Below are 19,560 nucleotides of genomic sequence, written 5' to 3'. Positions count from 1 at the left end.
ATTATTGCTGTGTACAAATGATAAAAACGAGAGCATGGAAATTAAAGGCGGTGTAAAATCATAATACCAATTTTTTTGGGGGTTATCAACAGGAAGTTAGTCCTAATATAAATTTATTCACAGGTGGATAACTTTTCCGGAGCTTAAGTTATCCACAATCTAATTGTAGACTCTGCTTGACAGGGCTAAAAAACTTAGAGTATAATCTCTAGAGATGTGCAATTTTTATTTGTTTTTTCCCTTGAAGGAGGTGCAATAGCAGTATGAAGCGGACTTATCAGCCGAAGAATCGTCGTCATAAGAGAGTACATGGCTTTTTAGAGAGAATGAGCAGTACATCAGGAAGAAACGTGCTTAAACGCCGTCGTTTAAAAGGGCGGAAGAAATTATCAGCTTAAGGCCGCAATCTTGTGGCCTTTTTCAAATGAATAGGGATATTTGCTGTCTTTTCTTTCCGAAATAGGTTTATTCTGAAGTTTGTGAGTAAAACTAGGGTTAGTATGTTTTGAATTACGGAGGGGCCATGTTACAGAGGAGTCTTAGATTGCGTCAAAAATCTCTTTATAGAAAGGTTTTTGCACAAGGGAAAAGTTTCTCCGGCAAATATGTAGTCATCTATGTAGCAGAGGGCCCCTCACGGTTCGGGTTTATTGCTTCCAAAAAGGTCGGCAATGCCGTTGTTCGTAATCGGGCTAAACGTTTGATGAGAGAAGTCATCCGGCTTCATCTTGCGGAGATGAAAGAAAATACGCAAATAATTTGTATTGCCCGTTCCTCAATTAAAGGAGTTTCCTATTCTCAAGTAGAAAATAGTCTTTTGAAAAGCTTATATAAAGCAAAGGTTATAAAGGACCGTTGATTGATGAAGCGTTTATTAATTGGTATGATTCGGATTTATCAACGCTATATTTCGCCTCTTAAACGACCATCCTGTCGTTTTTACCCCACATGTTCTGAATATTCTATTCAAGCGATACAAAAGTACGGGGTTGTTAAAGGCTGCTGGAAATCCTTTGTCAGGATTTTAAAATGCCATCCCTTTCACCCTGGTGGTTATGATCCAGTTTAAGGAGGGTTTTTGTGAGTACATTTGTTGTATGGATGACCGAGTTGCTGAAATGGTTATATAATTTAACCGATTTGGTTGGTTTCGCCAGCTATGGTTTGGCGATTATTCTTCTTACTATTATTATCAAAACCTTGATTTACCCTCTTACCTGGAAGCAGATGAAATCCATGCGCAAGACGATGGAAATTCAGCCTAAGCTTCAAGAGATTCAGAAAAAATATAAAAATAACCCTGAAAAGCTCAATCAGGAAACCATGGAGCTTTATAAGAAGCATAATCTCAATCCGGCCGGGGGCTGTTTGCCTTTACTTGTTCAATTGCCGATTTTCTGGGCTTTGTATAATACCCTCTTTCATTTTGATAACTATATTGCCGATCCCAGTCAAGCGATGTTTTTATGGTTCAGCATCACCGAGAACGGCAACTTGGTTCTCGCCATCCTGGCAGGTGCCACAACCTTTTTGCAAACAAAGCTTACTACGGCATCCAATCCGGCTATGAAGGCTCAAAACAACACTGGAAAGCCTGACGCTGCTCAGTCAACCCAAAAGATGATGCTTTATTTCATGCCTCTGTTTATGGCCTATATTACTTGGACTGTGCCTTCAGGCCTTGGTTTGTACTTTTTTACGATGAATATTGTTTCTGTTTTGCAACAGCTTTATATTAATCGCAAATTGAACAAAGAACAGGTCGAGGTTGCCTAAAGTTATAAAGGGAGGATATCCATGAGATTTGCTGAGAAAACAGGTAGAACTGTGGAAGAAGCTATTAATGCTTGTCTGAACGAATTAGGGGTCGAGCGGGAGCGGGTTAAGATCGAAGTATTGGCAGAACCTATGAAAAAGGGTCTTTTCGGCTTGTTGGGGACCACTCTTGCCAAAGTACGGGCCGGTTATGAAGATTGTCCGGGTGAGCTGGCCTGTTCGTTCCTTAAAGATGTATGTGACTCAATGGGTGTTATTGCTGAGTTTAACTATACACAACAGGGGCAGCATTGGCTCATTGATATTTCCGGTGAAGAACTGGGCATATTAATTGGCCGCAGGGGAGATACTCTGGAAGCTCTCCAGTACTTAGCCAATCTTGCTGTAGCCAAGCAGCTTGCCGAAAAAGTTCGGGTTATTATTGATGTGGAAGGGTATCGTCAGCGGCGGGAAGAGACTTTAGTCCGCCTGGCCAAGCGACTGTCTGATAAAGTGAAGCGTACCGGAACTCGTGTTGTCCTAGAACCTATGAATCCTCATGAAAGAAGGATTATCCATACTGCTTTGCAGGATGATGCACGGATCTCCACCTTTAGTGAAGGTGAAGAACCCAATCGTAAAGTGGTTATTTCCTTAAAACGGACAAAAGAAATTTCCTGAGGGGTAAGGTTACCCCTCTTTTTTTTACTGTCAGAAAGTTTACATGAGTATTAGACACTGTTTTTCATGGTATATTAGGCAGGAGCAGTTTTGGATTTTGGATATTGATTGAATTGGAGCGGATCCCATGGATGATACGATTATTGCTTTAGCTACGGCTGTAGGTGAAGGAAGTATACATGTTTTAAGACTAAGCGGACCCCAGGCCCAGGAGATCATTGAGCGAGCCTTTACACCTCACCACCCTCAGCGCTGGCAGGAAAAAAGCAATTTTACCTTGCACTTAGGTTATTTTCGGGCGGGGGCAAAGGTCCTGGACGAAGTGCTCATCGGCAGAATGTCAGCCCCAGGCTCTTATACAGGGGAGGATGTCTATGAGATCAATTGTCATGGCGGTCTCTATGTCGCCGAGCGGATTATGAGAGAATGTATAGGCCTGGGGGCACGTCTGGCTGAGGCCGGAGAATTCACGAAGCGCGCTTTTCTTAATGGCAAGCTGGATTTAATTCAGGCGGAGGCGATTGTGGATTTGATAGCAGCCAAAACGGACAGTTCGGCTGATCTGGCCCTTGCCCAGATGGAGGGCTTGCTTTCTCAAAAAATCCTTTTGCTTAAGGATCAGGTGATGGAGACCCTGGCTTTTATCGAGGCCGGTATTGATTTTCCTGAAGATGATGTGGAAAGTTTGGATCGGGATGCTCTCCTCCAGCGCATCAGCAAGGGTCTTGAGCTGGCTCGTGATTTGCTTGATGGGAGCAAGACGGGAAGAATACTCCGGGAAGGCATGCTGACGGTGATTGTCGGACAGCCTAATGTGGGCAAATCCAGCCTGCTCAATGCTCTGATGGGGGAAGAGAGGGCTATTGTTACAGATATACCGGGGACGACCCGGGATGAGATTCGGGAATCGGTCACTATCGGCGGCATACTTTTGCAGTTGGTGGATACGGCGGGACTTCGGGAAAGCGAGGATCTTGTTGAGAAACTGGGCATTGAACGATCCTGGAAGGCTATGGAGAAAGCTGAACTGATACTTCTCATCATCCAGGCCGGCCAGGAGCTCAAGGCTGAAGAGTTGAAGATCTTAAATCAGTATGATCAAAGTGTGATCGTTTTAATTAATAAAATGGACCTTCTGGTCGGCAAGGAACAGGGGGAGGAAGTTCTTGAGAATTACCCCACTCAGCAAGGGGTATGGATTCCTTTTTCGGTGAAAGAGAATTTGGGCTTTAAGCAGTTGGAGAAAGAGATTAAGCAAAGGGTCTATCAGGGCAAGGCAGAAAAAACTAAAGAGCCCTTACTCTCCAACATCCGTCAAATCACCGCCTTAGAGAGGGCCGTATCAGCCTTGGCAAACGGTTGGGATTCGGTTAAGAACGGCCTGCCCTGGGATATGGTATCCATTGATATCCGCCAGGCTCTTCAGGAAATTTCCCAAATGACGGGGGATAGTGTTCAAGAGTCCTTGTTGGATGATATTTTCTCACGATTTTGTATAGGAAAGTAGGAGGAACCGTGGAATATTTGGCGGGAAACTATGATGTGATTGTGGTAGGTGCCGGACATGCGGGCTGTGAAGCGGCTTTGGCTGCCGCGCGGATGGGCGGCCGAACCTTGTTGATCACTCTCAGCCTAGATAATATAGCCCATATGGATTGCAACCCCTCTTTGGGAGGGCCGGCCAAAGGCCATTTGGTCAGGGAGATCGATGCTTTAGGCGGGCAAATGGGCATTACCGCCGATGAGACATCCCTGCAGGTCCGTATGTTGAATACGGGAAAAGGCCCGGCGGTTCATGCTTTGCGGATCCAATCCGATAAGCAGGCCTATCATCTTCATATGCGCAATGCGATTTTAGGTCAGGAAAATTTAGTTCTTCACCAGGCTCTGGTGGAGCGCATCAAGACTGAAGACGGGAAAGTGAGCGGTGTCGTAACCCGGACGGGAGCCTTCTATGCTGCGCCCAATGTGATTTTAACCAGTGGGACCTATTTGCGGGGACGGATCATTATCGGCGACACCATGTATGAAGGGGGCCCTAATGGGCAGCAGACAGCCATGAACCTTTCCGGTGCCTTAAAGGAGCTTGGCCTGGAGCTGGGACGTTTTAAAACAGGGACACCACCCCGGATTCATCGCCGTTCCGTGGATTACACCAAGTTCACTGTTCAGCCTGGCGATTCTGTTCCCTGGCGTTATTCCTTTATGCCTACCCAAAGCATGTTTTGGGGCCGTGATGTGGACAAACAGATTCCTTGTTGGTTAGGGTATACCACACCGGAGACTCATCAGATCATCCAGGACAATATCCACCGGGCCCCTTTATATTCGGGAAAAATCGAAGGGATTGGCCCCCGCTATTGTCCTTCCATCGAAGATAAGGTTGTTCGCTTTGCCGATCGTCCAACACATCAGATCTTTCTCGAACCTGAGGGCTGGAATAGTGACGAACTCTATATGGCAGGATTATCCACCAGTATGCCGGAGGAAATACAGTACGATATTATCCATAGTATTCCCGGATTGGAGAAGGCTGAGCTTTTGCGTCCCGGCTACGCTATAGAATATGATTATGTGAAGCCCTATCAGCTTTCCCTGAGCCTGGAAGTGCGCAAGATTCCCGGACTTTTCACGGCAGGCCAGCTTAATGGAACCTCCGGTTATGAGGAAGCGGCGGCCCAGGGTTTATTGGCGGGAATTAACGCGGCATTGCGGGTTCAAGGGAAGGAACCTTTTATTGTCCGCCGCTCTGAAGGATACTTGGGTGTATTGATCGATGACCTGGTCAATAAAGGGGTCAAGGAACCTTATCGGTTGCTGACTTCCCGAGCGGAGTATCGTTTGATTCTCCGTCAGGATAATGCAGATCTGCGCTTAACTCCCCGGGGCAGGGAGATCGGCTTGGTTAAGGATGAGCGCTGGGCGGCTTTTCAAAAGAAAAAGGCAGCCATCGCTGAAATCAATGCCTTATGGCGGGGGACTACTTTTTCACCCCTTAATGAACATTTGGCAGAGGTACTGGCAGGGGTTCATTCTGCGCCGGTCCATGGCGGAATCAGCGGCGAGGAACTGATGAGAAGACCGGAAATTACGATTAACGAAATAAAACAGCTTATCCCTCAGCTGGCAGAGTATGATGAAGAAGCTCTGCTGGAAGCAGGGATTGAAATCAAGTATGCGGGCTATATTGAAAAGCAGCTGGCCGAGATTGAGCGTTTCGCCAAGATGGAAGAGCGCATGATTCCTGAGGAAATTGTTTATGATCAGATCAAGGGATTATCCACAGAGGGCAGGCAAAGGCTGAAAGAGGTTGCCCCCGCCAATATGGGCCAGGCCACCCGGATTACAGGAGTGACACCGGCGGATATCTCCGTTTTATTGGTCTATCTGGAACAAAAGCGCAGAGGGGGTCAGATCCATGCTACCTGAGCATCAGGAACTTCTGGGCAGATTAACCCGCCAACGCTTGAATATCGAACTGAGTGGAGATCAGATTGAAAAGTTTTCTATATATGCTGATCGATTGGTTGAATGGAATGAAAAGGTCAATTTAACAAGTATTACGGAACCCGAAGAAATAATTCTGAAACATTTTGTGGATTCCCTTGCTTTGCTTTCCTTAGTTCAGGGGAAGAGGCTTGCCGATATTGGCACAGGGGCTGGGTTTCCCGGAATTCCGCTGAAAATTCTTTTGCCTGAAGTCGAGGTTTATCTGGTGGACTCTTTGGCTAAACGCTTGGACTTTTTAGAAACAGTTATTAAAGAATTGAAATTGACCAAGGTTCAAACTGTACACGCCAGGGCCGAAGATTTTGCCAGAGACCCTCATTACCGGGAAACCTTTGATTGCGTTACATCCCGGGCAGTCGCCCGCTTGCCTGTATTGCTGGAGTATGCTGTCCCTCTGCTTAAAAAGGGCGGATATTTTTTAGCGGCCAAAGGATCTCAAGCGCAGGAAGAGGTTATGGAGTCTAAAAAAGCCTTGACAGTCTTAGGGGCTGAGATCAAAGATATTAAACTCTTTAATTTGGGAGCCGAAGCCGAGCACCGGGCCATTATCCTGGTGGAGAAAACGTCATCAACTCCCCCCGCTTATCCCCGCAAGGCAGGCACTCCCGGAAAGAAGCCTTTAGTGTAGCACTGGGATTGGCATGTTTTGCCGAAGATTTTAAGAGAAGCGCCTTGGGCGCTTTTTTATTTATCTTTTTGCGATGCTTTTCCGGCGAAATCTCTAGTTTTATCGGGTGTGATTTGATACTATAGTCAATAGACGGTGAATTATTGATTATAGTCAATTGATAATCAATATAGTGACTATAGTATGTCTGAAATTCAGCCTTGCAGTGTTGAAAAGGAGGAGTCACACTTTGGCTAATATTATTGCCATTGCCAATCAAAAAGGTGGAGTAGCCAAGACGACTACAGCCGTTAATTTAAGTGCCTGCCTTGTTGAACAGGGAAAAAAGGTGCTGCTCCTTGATCTGGATCCCCAAGGAAATGCGACAAGCGGTTGTGGCGTAATTAAAAGTAAACTGAAGAATAGTATTTATGATGTACTGATTAATGAAGTTCCCATGGAGAGGATTATTAAACAAACAGAGTTAACCGGTTTATTTATTGCGCCTGCTCAAATCGAGCTGGCCGGTGCTGAGATTGAGCTGGTTGGACTGGAACAAAGAGAAGGCAAGCTTGCTTCAGCTCTCATGAGCATTAAAGGTGACTATGATTTTATTATTATTGATTGTCCTCCCTCCCTGGGTTTGCTTACCCTCAATGCTTTAACCGCCGCAACGGATGTCCTTATTCCTGTTCAATGTGAGTATTATGCTCTGGAAGGTCTTAGTTTGTTGATGGATACGATTCAAAGGGTCAAGGGCCGCTTAAACCCTCGCTTAAATATCCTGGGTGCGCTGCTGACTATGTTTGATGCCCGGACCAATTTAGGTATTCAAGTGGTTGATGAAGTTAAAAAGTACTTTAAAAGTAAGGTTTTCTCGACCATTGTACCGAGGAATGTGCGGCTGGGAGAGGCTCCAAGCCATGGCAAGCCGATTGTCCTTTATGATGATCGTTCACGGGGCGCAGAGGTTTATCGCGATTTAGCAGAGGAGGTATTGCAGCGTGTCTAAAAAAGCTTTAGGTCGTGGCCTGGAAGCCTTGATTGGTGCCGAACCCGTGGGCAATGAAGCCTCAGTTCAAGAGATTGAGCTGGATAAAATACGTGTTAACCCCGATCAGCCAAGGAGGAGTTTTAATCAGGAAAGTCTGGAAGAGTTAGCAGCCTCCTTAAAGACTCATGGTTTGCTTCAGCCCATCTTAGTTCAACTTAAAGATGAAGAATATATTATTGTTGCCGGTGAAAGACGTTATCGTGCCGCCATATTAGCCGGACTTGCCAAGATTCCCTGCCTGATCAAAACAGGAAGCGAGCAGGAGTTAGCTGAAAAAGCTTTGATCGAAAACATCCAAAGATCAGATCTTTCACCAGTTGAAGAAGGCCTGGCTTATGCCCGCCTCATTAAAGAATACGATCTGACCCAGGAGCAGGTGGCCGAGAGAGTCGGCAAGGGGCGCCCCACAGTGGCCAATCTCCTCCGTATCATTCAATTGCCGGATCCGGTGCTCCATTTGATTCAGGAAGGTAAATTGAGTCTTGGTCATGCTAAGGTTCTCTTAGGGATTAAGGATTCATCCCTGCAAGTGCTTTTGGCTCAGAAGGTGGCAAAAGAAAGTTTACCGGTGAGAGAATTAGAAAGTCTGATTTTAAAATATACTGAGCAGCAGGAGACGCCAAAAAAAGCTAAAACGAAGAATTCATTCCTATTCACTCAGATTGAAGATCAACTGCGGTCTTCATTTCAAACGAAGGTAAAAGTTAAAGGAGATGCCGGTAGAGGCAAAATTGAAATTGAGTATTTTTCTGAAGATGAGTTTAATCGTCTTTTGGAGATATGGAATATCAAAGTTGATTAGAAATGTTCCACGTGGAACATTTTCTTTTGCACTTATTAAAATCCTCAGTGGTAGATATTAACTGTATTTGATAAAGAGACTTCGGGGGAATGAGTATTGATTTCTAGGTTTTTGTAAGCTATAATCCTTGTAATGTTTATTTAAGACTCCTTGTGGATCAGGAGTCAGCTTATAATAGTGATGTTCCACGTGGAACACTCCTATTATTAACTGAGTCGGGTTCAATGATCATTAAGTGTAACTGATTCGATAATGCTGCGGCCATAGGGGAGTTGCTGTACATAGATAAGCAAATTCAGAAACAGGAAACGATATTGGGCGAAAATGAACTGCGGGGTTGAGTTGGAAAAAAGTTGTTCCACGTGGAACAGTGATGAAGGTGAAAATGTGCTGGGTACAATTGTGAATTCGTTAGCGATCATTGGTGGGGCCTTGGTGGGTATACTTTTCGGTAAAGCCCTGCCTGAAAAAATAAAAAAGACAGTGATCCAAGGTATAGGATTGGCGGTTATTCTCATTGGTTTAAGGATGGCTTTGACAACCAATAACCCGCTGGTGGTTATCGGGAGCTTGGTTTTAGGAGGAATAATCGGAGAATGGATTGATATTGAGGATAAGCTTCAGCAGCTGGGGAAATGGCTGGAAAGTAAATTTGCTAAAGGAGGAAATGGCAATTTCACCAAAGGATTTGTTTCCTCAAGCTTAATGTTTTGTGTGGGGGCCATGGCTATCATGGGGGCTCTGGAAAGTGGACTTAAAGGAGTCCATGACACACTCTATGCCAAATCCATGCTGGATGGCATTACCTCCATTGTCTTGGCTTCATCCATGGGGATCGGTGTCTTGGTTTCCGCTGTTCCTGTCTTTCTTTATCAAGGCGGGATAACAATCTCCGCTGCACTCCTGCAAGGATTTCTTTCCGATCCCGTTATAGCGGAGATGAGCGCTACGGGTGGATTGCTCATTGTTGGAATTGGTCTGAACATACTGGAGATTAAAGAAATAAAGGTAGGAAATCTACTGCCGGCAATATTTGTTGCGGTACCCATCACGATGCTGCTAGCGCAGATGGCGTAGCCGTTAAAAATGGATTGAGGAGGATACTATGAATCTGGAAGAAATAATGCCCTTATCCTACTGGGCGATTGCTTTGGTGGCTGTATTATGTATCGTTGAATTTATTTGGATTGTTAGTTTGCAGAATCGCCTGAAAGGGTTTCAAAAATCCTATCTCGCCCTGCAAACCTTTCTTGATGGGAGCTCACTGGACCAACAGCTTAAAGAATATATAAGCGGAGTTAACTATATTAAGGGCAATGCGGAAAAGATGGAAAAGAGAATGGACCAAGTAGAGCTTAAGCTCCGTTCTGCCATCGATAGAGCTGAGTTGGTGAGGTTCAACGCCTTTGACAATATGGGCAGCGATCTGAGTTTTGCTTTAGCATTGCTTAATCAACAGGGAGACGGTGTCGTTCTCTCATCGATTAATAATCGTGAGGAATCAAGAGTTTATGCGAAACCGGTAAGCCATGGCGAATCCAGCTATCATCTGTCTCAGGAAGAAAAGGCAGCCATAGGAAAAGCCAAGGAAACGATCAAGATTTAAGGACAATATGAGATAAAGCCTGTATTGGTATTTAAATGAAGAAGGGGTTGTCGCAACGTTGGTGTGGACTGCGACAACCCCATTTTTAATAGTTCTCATTATTGATAGTTCTACTGTATACTTGAAAAGTTCTCCAAAGAAAGAAGCAACCATTTTACCCGCCTTCTCAAAACAGAATCGCTTGACACCCCGTAGTGATGGACTATTTGTCTAAGCGAGTAGGTCCCAGATAGGTAATCACTAACCGCTTGCTCTTTGAGTTCCTTTAAGCAGGTCCTTCACGTTGCAATAGAAAGATGTATTTTTAATTGGCGGCTCAGGTCGCCGATGCTGTGGATATCCTTTTAAAAGCACAGCATTCAGAAGTTGAAGTCCTGTTACAGCGCGAAGGGTAACGCAAAAGAGATATCCCATTGGAATTATGTGTTATTACTTCCCTTGACACTATATCGGAACACCGATATAATGAATTTAGGTGATAAAAATGACAATACAAAAGCTTTTGCATGATATGCAAATGTCCCGTTATCGTTTATCGAAAATCAGTGGGATTCCGTGGGCAACTCTCGCGGATATTTATTCCGGGAAAACCCATTTGCACCGATGTGGTGCAGGAACCCTTTCCAAACTGTCCAAAACACTTGGTTTATCCATTGAGGAACTGTTGGCACTGGAAACAGAGCCGGAAAAAAACACAGCCGCCGGGCAACCAAACATAAAAACTTACTTGGAAACCGGGCTGTCGGAGAGTGTCCAAAAAGCAATAAAAGACTATTTGCAAGGCGAAAAGGCGCAGGTGCTCTATCTTGACTGCTTGTGGAATGAGTTATATGGAGCCATTAATGCCGACCTTTGGGCTGGCTTAATTACTGAGGAACAGGCAAGCTATCTGCGTGCGAAATATCTTGGTACAGAGGGAAAGGAGGATGGCAGTGATGATTGATTTTTCATTGTGTGAAGTAAATAAATTCAGAGCCTACGGTGGGGCAAATGGGAATAAAATCAATATTCTTTATGAGGGCAATAGCTATATGCTTAAATTTTCGCCTGTCCCAAGCCGCAATAAAGCCATGAGTTACACCAACGGATGTATCAGTGAATACCTTGCCTGCCATATCTTTGCATCCCTCGGATTCAAAACCCAGGAGACCCTGCTTGGTACCTATACTGATCCACGCGGGAAGGAAAAAGTGGTAGTGGCCTGCGGAGATTTTACAGAAGGCGGCAAAAGACTCATTGAGTTTGCGCATCTGAAGAATACCTGTATTAGCAGTGAACAGAATGGATATGGCAAAGAACTTTCATCCATCATGCAGGCAATAGATGAGCAGATGCTTCTGCCGCCGGATCAGCTTCGGGACTTCTTTTGGGATATGTTTATTGCCGATGCACTGCTTGGTAATTTTGACAGACACAATGGAAACTGGGGCATTCTTGTAGATGAACAGTCTAAGACGGCTGAAATTGCCCCCGTTTACGACTGCGGCTCCTGTCTCTACCCGCAGCTGGCAGCCAAGGATATGGGGGATGTCCTGAACAGTGAAGATGAGATTGACAGACGGGTTTATGTTTTCCCTACCTCATCCATTGAGGAAGACGGAAAGAAGATTTCCTACTTCGAATTTATCTCTTCCCTGAGAAATCCAGACTGCACGGCGGCTCTAAAAAGAGTTTCCGCACGGATTGATATGGAAAAAATACGCATGCTCATTGATAAAACACCGACGCTGCTTCCAGTACAAAAGGAGTTTTATACTGTAATAATCTCAGAGCGAAAGGCAAAAATCATTGATTACAGCATGGAAAAACTCATGAAACTGAAGGGACAGGATCTGGAGCGAGATGAACAACAAAACGGTGGACTGCAGTTTACCATGTGACTAAATCCTTGTGAAAAAGAACCCTGCTACCAAGGGGGCACCGGCTTCAAATGGCATCATTATTGCGGAAAAGCCTTCAAGCTAAAATGATTGAAGGCTTTATTGTTTACAATTCACTCGTATTGTAAAGGAAAAAACAGACAGCAGGCGATATAATATAAAATATAAGTTGACGCCAAGGCCCCATCAGGCTCTAGCGGCATCTTTTTTGTCTCCCTCAAGGCAGGATAGAGAGGAGGAATTCGTGGATGGAGGGCCCTGTTCCGGACTCAAAGGCACTGCCCTTCAGGATGAAAACCGTGATTCTGAATAAGGAAGAAGAAGGAGAGTTCCCGGCCGCCTGATATTGTCCCCAAACGCGACAACGTTGTCGCGTTTGGGGACAAAGTTCGTGCCGGATGCAATTCCCCAAGAATGGGAGGGCCTGAAAGCTGAATCCATATGTTGAAATCCATATAGCGATCCCCTCAATGACGAAGAGACTGTCTTATGGCGACGGTCTCTTTGCTCGTTGAGTTATGAATATCAGCTGAATAACCTTATATAAAATATACAATGATGAATTAAGAGATCCTTGTTTTAATATAAGCATTGGCCAGGAGCTCACTCATCGTCTCCGCCATCTTCCAAACCAAACCGAGGCGGGTATTCTGCAGAACCATGTATTCCATAAACCCTCCTACATTGACAATACCGGTGAGATGAACTTCTCCCACAGAGGGAAGTTCTTTGTGGACCCCTGCTCCAGGTTTTAAAGGCCCATTAGCCAAGGTGATATTGCCCACAGAATCCATCTTGCCCAGGCAAGCATCAATGGCGATGATAAAAGGGTTATAATAGGAGTTCTGGATATACTTAATATACTCCGGTAAATTCGTGGCATGTACCGGCTGCTCAAGGGTACCCAAAACACTGAGCTTAGGTAAACCCCTTTGGCTCAAATAAGTACCGATTAAGGGACCAAGGGCATCACCGGTGGAGCGATCTGTGCCAATACATAAAATCACCAGAGGGCGGTGGCGTTCACTGTGCAGAACATCGATCAGACGGGCCTCCATTTTCTGGGTGCCAATCTTATCATCAAAATGGGCCTTGTATTTATGAGACTCGGTAAACACCGAAAGTATGCTCATGAGTTCCCCTCCCAAAATATGTAAAACAATATATGTCTAAATTATTCCCCTGTTGCCGGGAATTTATGCATGAGTGGTAAGAAGAAGCCATAAGCATGAGGCAGGGGGGAGTATTTTATGAATAAAAGAGTCATTTTTCAAATTGCTGCAACCTATGTTGGGGCAGTTATGGGAGCAGGCTTTGCCTCTGGTCAGGAGATACAACAGTTTTTCGCTAATTTCGGCAATGCAGGAATCATCGGGATTCTGTGCAGCACGGTTCTCTTCGCCGGCTTGGGGTGGATCATGCTTGATCTGCAGAAACGGTGGCAAGTGACCTCCTATGCCGATTTTTTTGAACGTTTATTTGGCAAGCGCTGGGGCAGCAGAATGGACATCCTCGTGAGCCTGCTTTTATTCATCGGCATGGTGGCCATGATGTCAGGGGCTGGGGCAGTCTTTCGGCAGTTTTTTAACTTATCCCCTTGGCTGGGCATTCTGATCACAGCTTTGATCATATCCCTGGCCCTGTGGTTCAAGGGAGAAGGTGTGCTTTGGATCAATAGCATGCTTATACCCCTGAAATTCGTGTTCTGCATCGGCATCGGCTTATGGGCCATACTCTTTGCAATGGGAACAAAAGACGCGGGGATAGAACTTGTCACCAATCCTCTTATCCATAATTGGCTGTTCTCCAGTATTCTCTATGTTTCATTTAATCTAACCTTGGCTATGGTGGTCTTCGCTTCTCTCGGCAAGGAAGTTCAGAGGCCGGAAGGCCGTCTGGGAGCTTTATTGGGCGGAATGGCTCTTGGTCTATTTGCCCTGGTGATTGCCCTGACACTTTTGAAGTTTCCTGAAGTCAGGGGGTTTGAGATACCCATGGTTGCCGTAGCGGGAAGCTTAGGATCATGGCCGGGCTTTTGCTATGTGACTGTCCTTTGGTTAGCGATGCTTACGGCAGCCATTGGCAATGGTTTTAGTCTGATCACCCATATGGAGAAGAAATTCAAATTCCATTATAAAAAGGCGGCAGCCTTCCTCCTCCTGTTGGTCGTTCCTCTTTCGGGGGTGAAATTTTCTTTAATAGTAAAGATGATCTATCCCCTATTTGGCTATCTGGGTTTGGTGTTTATTCCCGTGCTCTGTTGGTCCTGGTTAAAAAGATAGGTGGGTACCCTTGCGGATACGGTTATTTTTGGGATAAGATAGATTGAAAGGGACTTTTTCAGTGATAGACTTGTAAGCATGGATTGGCAAGGAGTGATTGGGTGCATGAGATGTCCTTGATGGGTGGGGTCTTTGAAGCTATTGAAGCAACTTTAGCCCATCATCATGTAAAAAAGGTGCTTTTGGTAAAGCTTAAAATCGGACAATTAACCAATGCGGAGCCTGATGCCTTACAGATGGCCTTTGCCGCCTTTGCCCAAGGAACTGTGTGCGAAGGTGCTGAACTTCAGATTGAAATGTTGCCGGTAAAGGGCCGCTGTCGGAGCTGCAGTGAAGAATTTATGGTGCCGGGACTTATTTTTGCCTGCCCGGTTTGTCAACATCTGGGGATTGATATTACACAGGGAGAAGAATTGCTTCTGGAAAGTTTGGAGGTTGAAGAATGAGCAGCCAGCGTGAAATTGCCGTTATGGCCAATTTACTGCAGAATAATGACATTCATGCGGAAATCAATCGCAAGCACTTTGAACATAACAACTGCTTAGCCGTTAATATGATCGGTTCTCCGGGGGCAGGAAAAACCACTCTCCTGGAACGAACGCTGTCCCATTTAAAAGAGAAGCACAGCATCGCCGTGATCGAGGGGGATATCTTCACCAGCAGAGATGCTGATCGGATAGCCCAGCATGATATTCCTGTGGTTCAGATCAACACCGGCGGCGGCTGTCATTTGGATTCCAAAATGGTCGAGAAAGTTCTTCCTGAATTTCAGTGGGATAATTTAGATCTGATGATTATTGAGAATGTGGGCAATCTCGTCTGCCCCGCCGATTTTGATCTGGGGGAAGAATTTAAGGTGGTTGTCCTTAGCGTCGTTGAAGGGGATGATAAACCTGCAAAATACCCGGTGATTTTTCGCAATTCAAAAGTGGCCGTCTTAAATAAGATGGATTTATTGGCTTTGGTGGAAACGGATTTGGACGCCATGAAGAAAGATATATTTAACATCAATCCGGAGATTAAAATTTTTGAGGTCTCTTGCCGTACCGGAGAGGGTTTGCAAGAATGGGTCCAGTGGCTTGATGAACAAGTAAGGCAGGCAAAAGGTAAGAATGCATGAGCAGCAACCATTACCAGCAAGGATTAGATCACCTCGAAGCTGGGCAGCTTCGGGAAGCAGAAGAAGACTTCTTGCAGCACTTGGCTCAATGTCCGGAAGATGCGATGGGTTATAATAAATTAGGCCTGGTCTATGGGAAAAGCCATGATTTTGAACGTGCTAAAGGGTGTTTCCTTAAAGCCATCGCATTGGACGAAGGATGTATTCATGCCTGGAATAACTTGGGGAACATAGCCCGTCAAGACGGCGACCTGGATCAAGCCATTCGTTATTACCAAAAGGCAGTAGATATCGACCCGATTAATCCGATTCCCGCTAAGAATTTAAAGAGGGTACAAAGACAAGCCAAATGGTCCTTTTCAAGAATAAAGGACCTGTTCGGGAAAAATAGAGACTAATTCTTATCGATTGTCCATGGTCCGTAAAAATCTATCTTGGTGAGTAGGGGCCCTTAAATTTAGAGGAAGTTAAAGGGCAAAGGTCGAATAGTCTTAGCAAGAAAAGAGCGTTGAATGGAAAGGGTGATCTTAATGTATGTGAAGCAATTTATGACTTCTCGAGTATTTACAGTGAGCCCGGAAGATAATATTGCCGATACCATGGCTCTCATGCGAGAGAAGCAAATCAACCGTTTACCTGTAGTTGATAAAGGCAAGCTCGTGGGGATTGTTACGGACGGAGATCTGCGCGAGGTATCCCCCTCGCCGGCAACGACACTCAGCATTTTTGAATTGAATTATCTGGTGGGGAAAACGTCGATTCGCGATGTGGCGGTCAAAAAAGTCATCACTTGTACCCCGGATACCAAAATTGAAGATGCAGCCCTGCTCATGAGGGAACATGGCATAGGTGCTTTGCCGGTCGTCGAGAACGGCAAGCTGGTGGGGATTGTGACCGAGTCGGATATTTTTGATACCTTCCTGGACATTATGGGCTTCCGCAGCCCTGGTCAGCGCTTTGTTATTGAGACCAAAGATGAAGTAGGCGTCATGGTGGATTTATCCTCCATCATGAAAGAGCACGATGTGGATATTACCAGCTTAGCGGTCTATCATTTAAAAGATAACAGAGTTCAGATTCTCGCCCGCCTTAACGGGGACCGGGTGAATGAAGTCAAAGAAAGTCTCGTGGCTAAAGGCTACAGTTTAAGTCATTGATATGCGGAAAAGCACCTTGAGGGTGCTTTTCTGCTATAGGCGGGGTTTGTTTGAACGCAGCTTTCTTCTGTATTTAATCTTCTCGCGCCATGAAGTATAATAAAGAAGACTCTGCTCATTAGCAATAGAGCTAAAAATTGGTGAGTTTGAGCCGGAACACCTCGGCAAGATGGAATTTTACCTTGAGGCTCTTGACCGCGACATCAGGAAAGCGGATGAAAACCCGAGCGTAGGACTTATCCTCTGTACTAAGAAGGATGCGACGGTTGTCGAGTACGCATTGAGCCGTAGCCTGTCACCTGCTATGATTGCGTCTGCAGTGAGACGATACACCGTGGGTTCGAAGAGAGTGATTGCAAAGTTACCCTATAGAAACGAATCTTTAGCTTCTGGATATTTTTTAGGGGTAGTATCCTGAGCTTACAAGGAGGGGAAGTCCATGAACAGCTTCGATATGCTCATTTTGGCTATCATGCTTATCGGCGCAATCCAAGGATACCGCAAAGGCCTTATTTCCGGCTTGATCAGTCTGGGCGGCTCGCTTCTTGGACTTGTTCTCGCTGCCAAAAACTATCCAATCCTGCTGCAATGGTTAGAGCAAAACACTCCTTTAAGAGACTGGCTGGAAACAGTCATGTATCAGCGCATGCTTCCTTCCGTGCAAGCCAAGGCAGCCATGATTCAGGAAGAGACCCTGGATAAAATCCTCTCCATGTTTCCTGAAGAGTTCAAAGATATTCTCAGCGGCTCTAATCTGCCCGATATGCAGATCTACACGGACAGTGTCATGCAATCCATTGCCCAAAACTTCACCCAGGCTTTCGCCGATAATGCTTTAAAGATCATTTCCTTTGCCTTGATCTACTTTGGGGTGATTCTGCTCGTGGAGATCGTTTCCGCCATACTGCTGGCTCCTTTGGGTTTATTGACGACCACCATCAATGGGGGGGGCGGATTCATCGTCGGCGGGTTGGTTACCTTCCTCGGTCTGGCTATTTTTGTCGGGCTGTTTTCTCCCTTGATAACGATGGCTAACCCAGATGAGACCATAGGGTTCTTCGAGAACTCGACGCTTTATCCCTATTTAAAAGACACCTTCGCCTACTTAGGGGAGTTCCTGCGTTTTAATATTGAACAGGGTTTGAAGTGGCCCCTGGATTTACAGGAATTGAATTTGCCCATCGACCTTAAGGATATTCCTTTGCCTAATCTGCATAACGTTGATTTATGATCGGCAGCCGAGGGCACAATGTGTAATGGCAAACGAGAAAAAGGGGGCTCATTGTTGTGATTTCTTTGCAAATAGGAGATATAATTCGTCTGCGCAAACCACATCCCTGCGGGAGCACGGACTGGAAAGTCATGCGCACCGGTATGGATTTTCGTATTCAGTGCCTGGGATGTCAGCATCAGGCCTGGATTCCCCGGGTCAAGCTGGAACGGCAGCTGAAAGAGGTTCTTCAAAAAGCTCATCCTGAGCAATCCTAAGGGAAAGCTTGCGGTTTGGCCGAGATTCCCCTATAATCTTAGAGGGTTTGAGTGAAAATAAGCTGGAGGTTTTTTAAACATGACATTGCATGCAGGGATTGTTGGTTTGCCTAATGTAGGAAAATCAACATTATTTAATGCCATAACTCAAGCGGGTGCAGAAGCCGCAAATTACCCCTTTTGCACAATTGACCCCAATGTAGGAATGGTACAGGTACCGGATGCCCGCCTGCAGGTTCTCGCGGAGATGGTTCATCCTGATAAAATAGTCCCTGCTACGGTGGAATTTGTGGATATTGCCGGATTGGTCAAGGGAGCCAGCAAGGGAGAGGGATTGGGAAATAAATTCTTATCCCATATCCGGGAAGTGGATGCCGTTGTTCATGTGGTTCGCTGCTTTGAAGACAGCAATGTGGTCCATGTGGAAGGCAGTGTGGATCCGAAGCGGGACATCGACATCATCCAGCTGGAGCTTATCCTCGCCGATATGGAAAGCGTAGAAAAGCGTTTGGAGCGTTCGGCTAAGCTCTTGAAATCAGGGGATAAAAAGGCCCAGGTTGAAGTGGCTCTGCTCAACCGTCTAAAAGAGACCCTGGATGCCGGTCTGGCAGCCCGTTCCTTGGAATTCAGCGATGAGGAGCGGGAAATCCTGAAATCCTTCCCTCTCTTAAGCATGAAGCCGGTTCTCTACGCCGCCAATGTGAGTGAAGAGGAAATAGCCCAGCCTGACAATAACCCTTATGTCCGCAAAGTAAGGGAAATAGCCGCCGCGGAAAATTCAGAGGTAGTGGTGGTCTGCGCCAAGATCGAGGCTGAGATTGCCGAGCTGGAAGAAGAGGAGAAAAAGGTTTTCCTGGAAGACTTAGGTCTTACAGAATCCGGTTTGGACCGCCTGATTCGTGCCGCTTTCCATTTGCTTGGCCTGATGACTTATTTTACAGCAGGTCAAATCGAAGTAAGAGCTTGGGAGATTCGCCGGGGAATGAAAGCGCCGCAAGCGGCTGGAGTAATTCACACTGACTTTGAGCGGGGATTTATCCGCGCGGAAGTGGTTGCCTATAAGGACTTCGTGGAAAATGGCGGTCTTAATGGGGCCAAAGAAAAGGGTCTGGTTCGTTTAGAAGGAAAAGAATATGTCATGAATGACGGCGATATCGTTCATTTTCGCTTTAATGTTTAATACATTTGCCGCTACGATAAGAATTTCCATTTGCATAGTTTTGGTCAAAGTGCTATAATCTTTAAATGGTAGTCTTTATGTAGTCTTCCAGACTATGTATCCCTGCCCCTGTCATGGGGGCCGCAAGTCCGAGGGGAGGTGCAATTATGAAAGCGTACGAAGTACTTTATGTCATCCGTCCTGATTTGGACGATGAGGCAGTTGCCGCAACAGTGGACAAGTTATCCGAAGTTGTTACCAACAACGGCGGAGCAGATGTCGCTATTGATAAATGGGGCAAACGCCGCTTAGCTTACGAAGTTAACGATTATCGGGAAGGTTTTTACATCCTGATGAACTTTAATGGTGAAGCTCGTACGGCACAAGAGGTGGAGCGGATCATGAAGATCTCCGATGCCGTTGTGCGTTTCCTGACCACAAAAAAAGAAGATTAGTAGG

At 45.7% G+C, this 19,560-nt stretch carries 25 protein-coding genes; 24 read left to right on the top strand and 1 reads right to left on the bottom strand.

The annotated features are described in order from the left end of the window. Positions 1–263 precede the first annotated feature (263 nt). The 14 genes from rpmH (at position 264) to DHAF_RS24645 (ending at position 11,895) form a co-directional block, all read left to right on the top strand. Positions 264–398 carry a 50S ribosomal protein L34 gene (rpmH, locus tag DHAF_RS25545; RefSeq protein WP_011462335.1) on the top strand — a complete coding sequence of 45 codons (135 nt, stop codon included), beginning with the start codon at positions 264–266 and terminating at the stop codon, positions 396–398. Between the two features lie 125 nt (positions 399–523). Next, a complete protein-coding gene (rnpA, locus tag DHAF_RS24700) occupies positions 524–859 on the top strand; it encodes a ribonuclease P protein component (RefSeq protein WP_015945544.1) in 336 nt (111 codons plus the stop codon). Next, the gene (gene yidD / locus DHAF_RS25540) at positions 860–1,069 is read left to right on the top strand and encodes a membrane protein insertion efficiency factor YidD (RefSeq protein ID WP_018211956.1); all 210 of its coding nucleotides are present in this window, start codon (positions 860–862) and stop codon (positions 1,067–1,069) included. Between the two features lie 11 nt (positions 1,070–1,080). Continuing rightward, the gene (locus tag DHAF_RS24695; protein WP_011462332.1) at positions 1,081–1,776 is read left to right on the top strand and encodes a YidC/Oxa1 family membrane protein insertase; all 696 of its coding nucleotides are present in this window, start codon (positions 1,081–1,083) and stop codon (positions 1,774–1,776) included. 21 nt (positions 1,777–1,797) lie between these two features. Next, positions 1,798–2,436, top strand: coding sequence for an RNA-binding cell elongation regulator Jag/EloR (gene jag / locus DHAF_RS24690; RefSeq protein ID WP_011462331.1), 639 nt, complete (start codon positions 1,798–1,800; stop codon positions 2,434–2,436). Between the two features lie 127 nt (positions 2,437–2,563). Then, a complete protein-coding gene (gene mnmE, locus DHAF_RS24685) occupies positions 2,564–3,943 on the top strand; it encodes a tRNA uridine-5-carboxymethylaminomethyl(34) synthesis GTPase MnmE (RefSeq protein WP_015945543.1) in 1,380 nt (459 codons plus the stop codon). A gap of 8 nt (positions 3,944–3,951) precedes the next feature. Beyond that, positions 3,952–5,865 carry a tRNA uridine-5-carboxymethylaminomethyl(34) synthesis enzyme MnmG gene (gene mnmG / locus DHAF_RS24680; protein ID WP_015945542.1) on the top strand — a complete coding sequence of 638 codons (1,914 nt, stop codon included), beginning with the start codon at positions 3,952–3,954 and terminating at the stop codon, positions 5,863–5,865. After that, the gene (gene rsmG, locus DHAF_RS24675; RefSeq protein WP_011462328.1) at positions 5,855–6,574 is read left to right on the top strand and encodes a 16S rRNA (guanine(527)-N(7))-methyltransferase RsmG; all 720 of its coding nucleotides are present in this window, start codon (positions 5,855–5,857) and stop codon (positions 6,572–6,574) included. The genes mnmG and rsmG overlap by 11 nt, the downstream gene beginning before the upstream one ends. Before the next feature lie 229 nt (positions 6,575–6,803). Continuing rightward, positions 6,804–7,565: a ParA family protein gene (locus DHAF_RS24670; RefSeq protein ID WP_015945541.1), complete on the top strand. Its 762-nt coding sequence runs from the start codon at positions 6,804–6,806 to the stop codon at positions 7,563–7,565. Next, positions 7,558–8,409, top strand: coding sequence for a ParB/RepB/Spo0J family partition protein (locus tag DHAF_RS24665; protein WP_015945540.1), 852 nt, complete (start codon positions 7,558–7,560; stop codon positions 8,407–8,409). The genes DHAF_RS24670 and DHAF_RS24665 overlap by 8 nt, the downstream gene beginning before the upstream one ends. A 387-nt stretch (positions 8,410–8,796) precedes the next feature. Continuing rightward, positions 8,797–9,486, top strand: coding sequence for a DUF554 domain-containing protein (locus tag DHAF_RS24660; protein WP_011462325.1), 690 nt, complete (start codon positions 8,797–8,799; stop codon positions 9,484–9,486). Between the two features lie 28 nt (positions 9,487–9,514). Further along, positions 9,515–10,015 carry a DUF4446 family protein gene (locus DHAF_RS24655; RefSeq protein ID WP_005815159.1) on the top strand — a complete coding sequence of 167 codons (501 nt, stop codon included), beginning with the start codon at positions 9,515–9,517 and terminating at the stop codon, positions 10,013–10,015. A gap of 484 nt (positions 10,016–10,499) precedes the next feature. Next, on the top strand, positions 10,500–10,958 hold the full coding sequence (locus DHAF_RS24650) for a helix-turn-helix domain-containing protein (RefSeq protein WP_005815161.1): 459 nt from the start codon (positions 10,500–10,502) through the stop codon (positions 10,956–10,958). Continuing rightward, a complete protein-coding gene (locus tag DHAF_RS24645; RefSeq protein ID WP_015945539.1) occupies positions 10,951–11,895 on the top strand; it encodes a HipA domain-containing protein in 945 nt (314 codons plus the stop codon). The genes DHAF_RS24650 and DHAF_RS24645 overlap by 8 nt, the downstream gene beginning before the upstream one ends. A 563-nt stretch (positions 11,896–12,458) precedes the next feature. Here the strand turns inward: DHAF_RS24645 and yyaC are convergent. After that, positions 12,459–13,028, bottom strand: a complete 570-nt coding sequence (gene yyaC, locus DHAF_RS24640) for a spore protease YyaC (RefSeq protein ID WP_005815163.1) — start codon at positions 13,026–13,028, stop codon at positions 12,459–12,461. A 117-nt stretch (positions 13,029–13,145) separates the two neighbouring features. On the opposite strand from yyaC, the gene DHAF_RS24635 reads away from it, so the two are divergent. The 10 genes from DHAF_RS24635 to rpsF all read left to right on the top strand — a co-directional run bounded on the left by DHAF_RS24635 (position 13,146) and on the right by rpsF (position 19,556). Then, positions 13,146–14,177: a YkvI family membrane protein gene (locus DHAF_RS24635; RefSeq protein ID WP_011462321.1), complete on the top strand. Its 1,032-nt coding sequence runs from the start codon at positions 13,146–13,148 to the stop codon at positions 14,175–14,177. A 101-nt stretch (positions 14,178–14,278) separates the two neighbouring features. Further along, positions 14,279–14,623 (top strand): hydrogenase maturation nickel metallochaperone HypA, encoded by a 345-nt coding sequence (hypA, locus tag DHAF_RS24630; protein ID WP_011462320.1) that lies wholly within the window; start codon positions 14,279–14,281, stop codon positions 14,621–14,623. Further along, positions 14,620–15,297, top strand: coding sequence for a hydrogenase nickel incorporation protein HypB (hypB, locus tag DHAF_RS24625; RefSeq protein WP_005815169.1), 678 nt, complete (start codon positions 14,620–14,622; stop codon positions 15,295–15,297). The genes hypA and hypB overlap by 4 nt, the downstream gene beginning before the upstream one ends. Then, positions 15,294–15,695, top strand: a complete 402-nt coding sequence (locus DHAF_RS24620; protein ID WP_005815170.1) for a tetratricopeptide repeat protein — start codon at positions 15,294–15,296, stop codon at positions 15,693–15,695. The genes hypB and DHAF_RS24620 overlap by 4 nt, the downstream gene beginning before the upstream one ends. A 114-nt stretch (positions 15,696–15,809) precedes the next feature. Further along, on the top strand, positions 15,810–16,454 hold the full coding sequence (locus DHAF_RS24615) for a CBS and ACT domain-containing protein (protein WP_005815172.1): 645 nt from the start codon (positions 15,810–15,812) through the stop codon (positions 16,452–16,454). 124 nt (positions 16,455–16,578) lie between these two features. Beyond that, positions 16,579–16,872 carry a PDDEXK nuclease domain-containing protein gene (locus DHAF_RS26720; RefSeq protein WP_080510953.1) on the top strand — a complete coding sequence of 98 codons (294 nt, stop codon included), beginning with the start codon at positions 16,579–16,581 and terminating at the stop codon, positions 16,870–16,872. 21 nt (positions 16,873–16,893) lie between these two features. Continuing rightward, on the top strand, positions 16,894–17,685 hold the full coding sequence (locus DHAF_RS24610) for a CvpA family protein (protein ID WP_005815176.1): 792 nt from the start codon (positions 16,894–16,896) through the stop codon (positions 17,683–17,685). Positions 17,686–17,741: 56 nt separating this feature from the next. Continuing rightward, positions 17,742–17,942 (top strand): DUF951 domain-containing protein, encoded by a 201-nt coding sequence (locus DHAF_RS24605; RefSeq protein ID WP_005815177.1) that lies wholly within the window; start codon positions 17,742–17,744, stop codon positions 17,940–17,942. Positions 17,943–18,021: 79 nt separating this feature from the next. Further along, complete coding sequence (ychF, locus tag DHAF_RS24600; protein ID WP_005815179.1) at positions 18,022–19,122, top strand: redox-regulated ATPase YchF; 1,101 nt, start codon at positions 18,022–18,024, stop codon at positions 19,120–19,122. A 146-nt stretch (positions 19,123–19,268) separates the two neighbouring features. Further along, entirely contained in the window at positions 19,269–19,556 is a 288-nt protein-coding gene (gene rpsF, locus DHAF_RS24595; protein WP_011462318.1) for a 30S ribosomal protein S6, read from the top strand. Positions 19,557–19,560 lie beyond the last annotated feature (4 nt).

Source organism: Desulfitobacterium hafniense DCB-2, from assembly GCF_000021925.1.
Classification (GTDB): domain Bacteria; phylum Bacillota; class Desulfitobacteriia; order Desulfitobacteriales; family Desulfitobacteriaceae; genus Desulfitobacterium; species Desulfitobacterium hafniense.
This window is presented reverse-complemented; position numbering and strand designations above follow the sequence as displayed.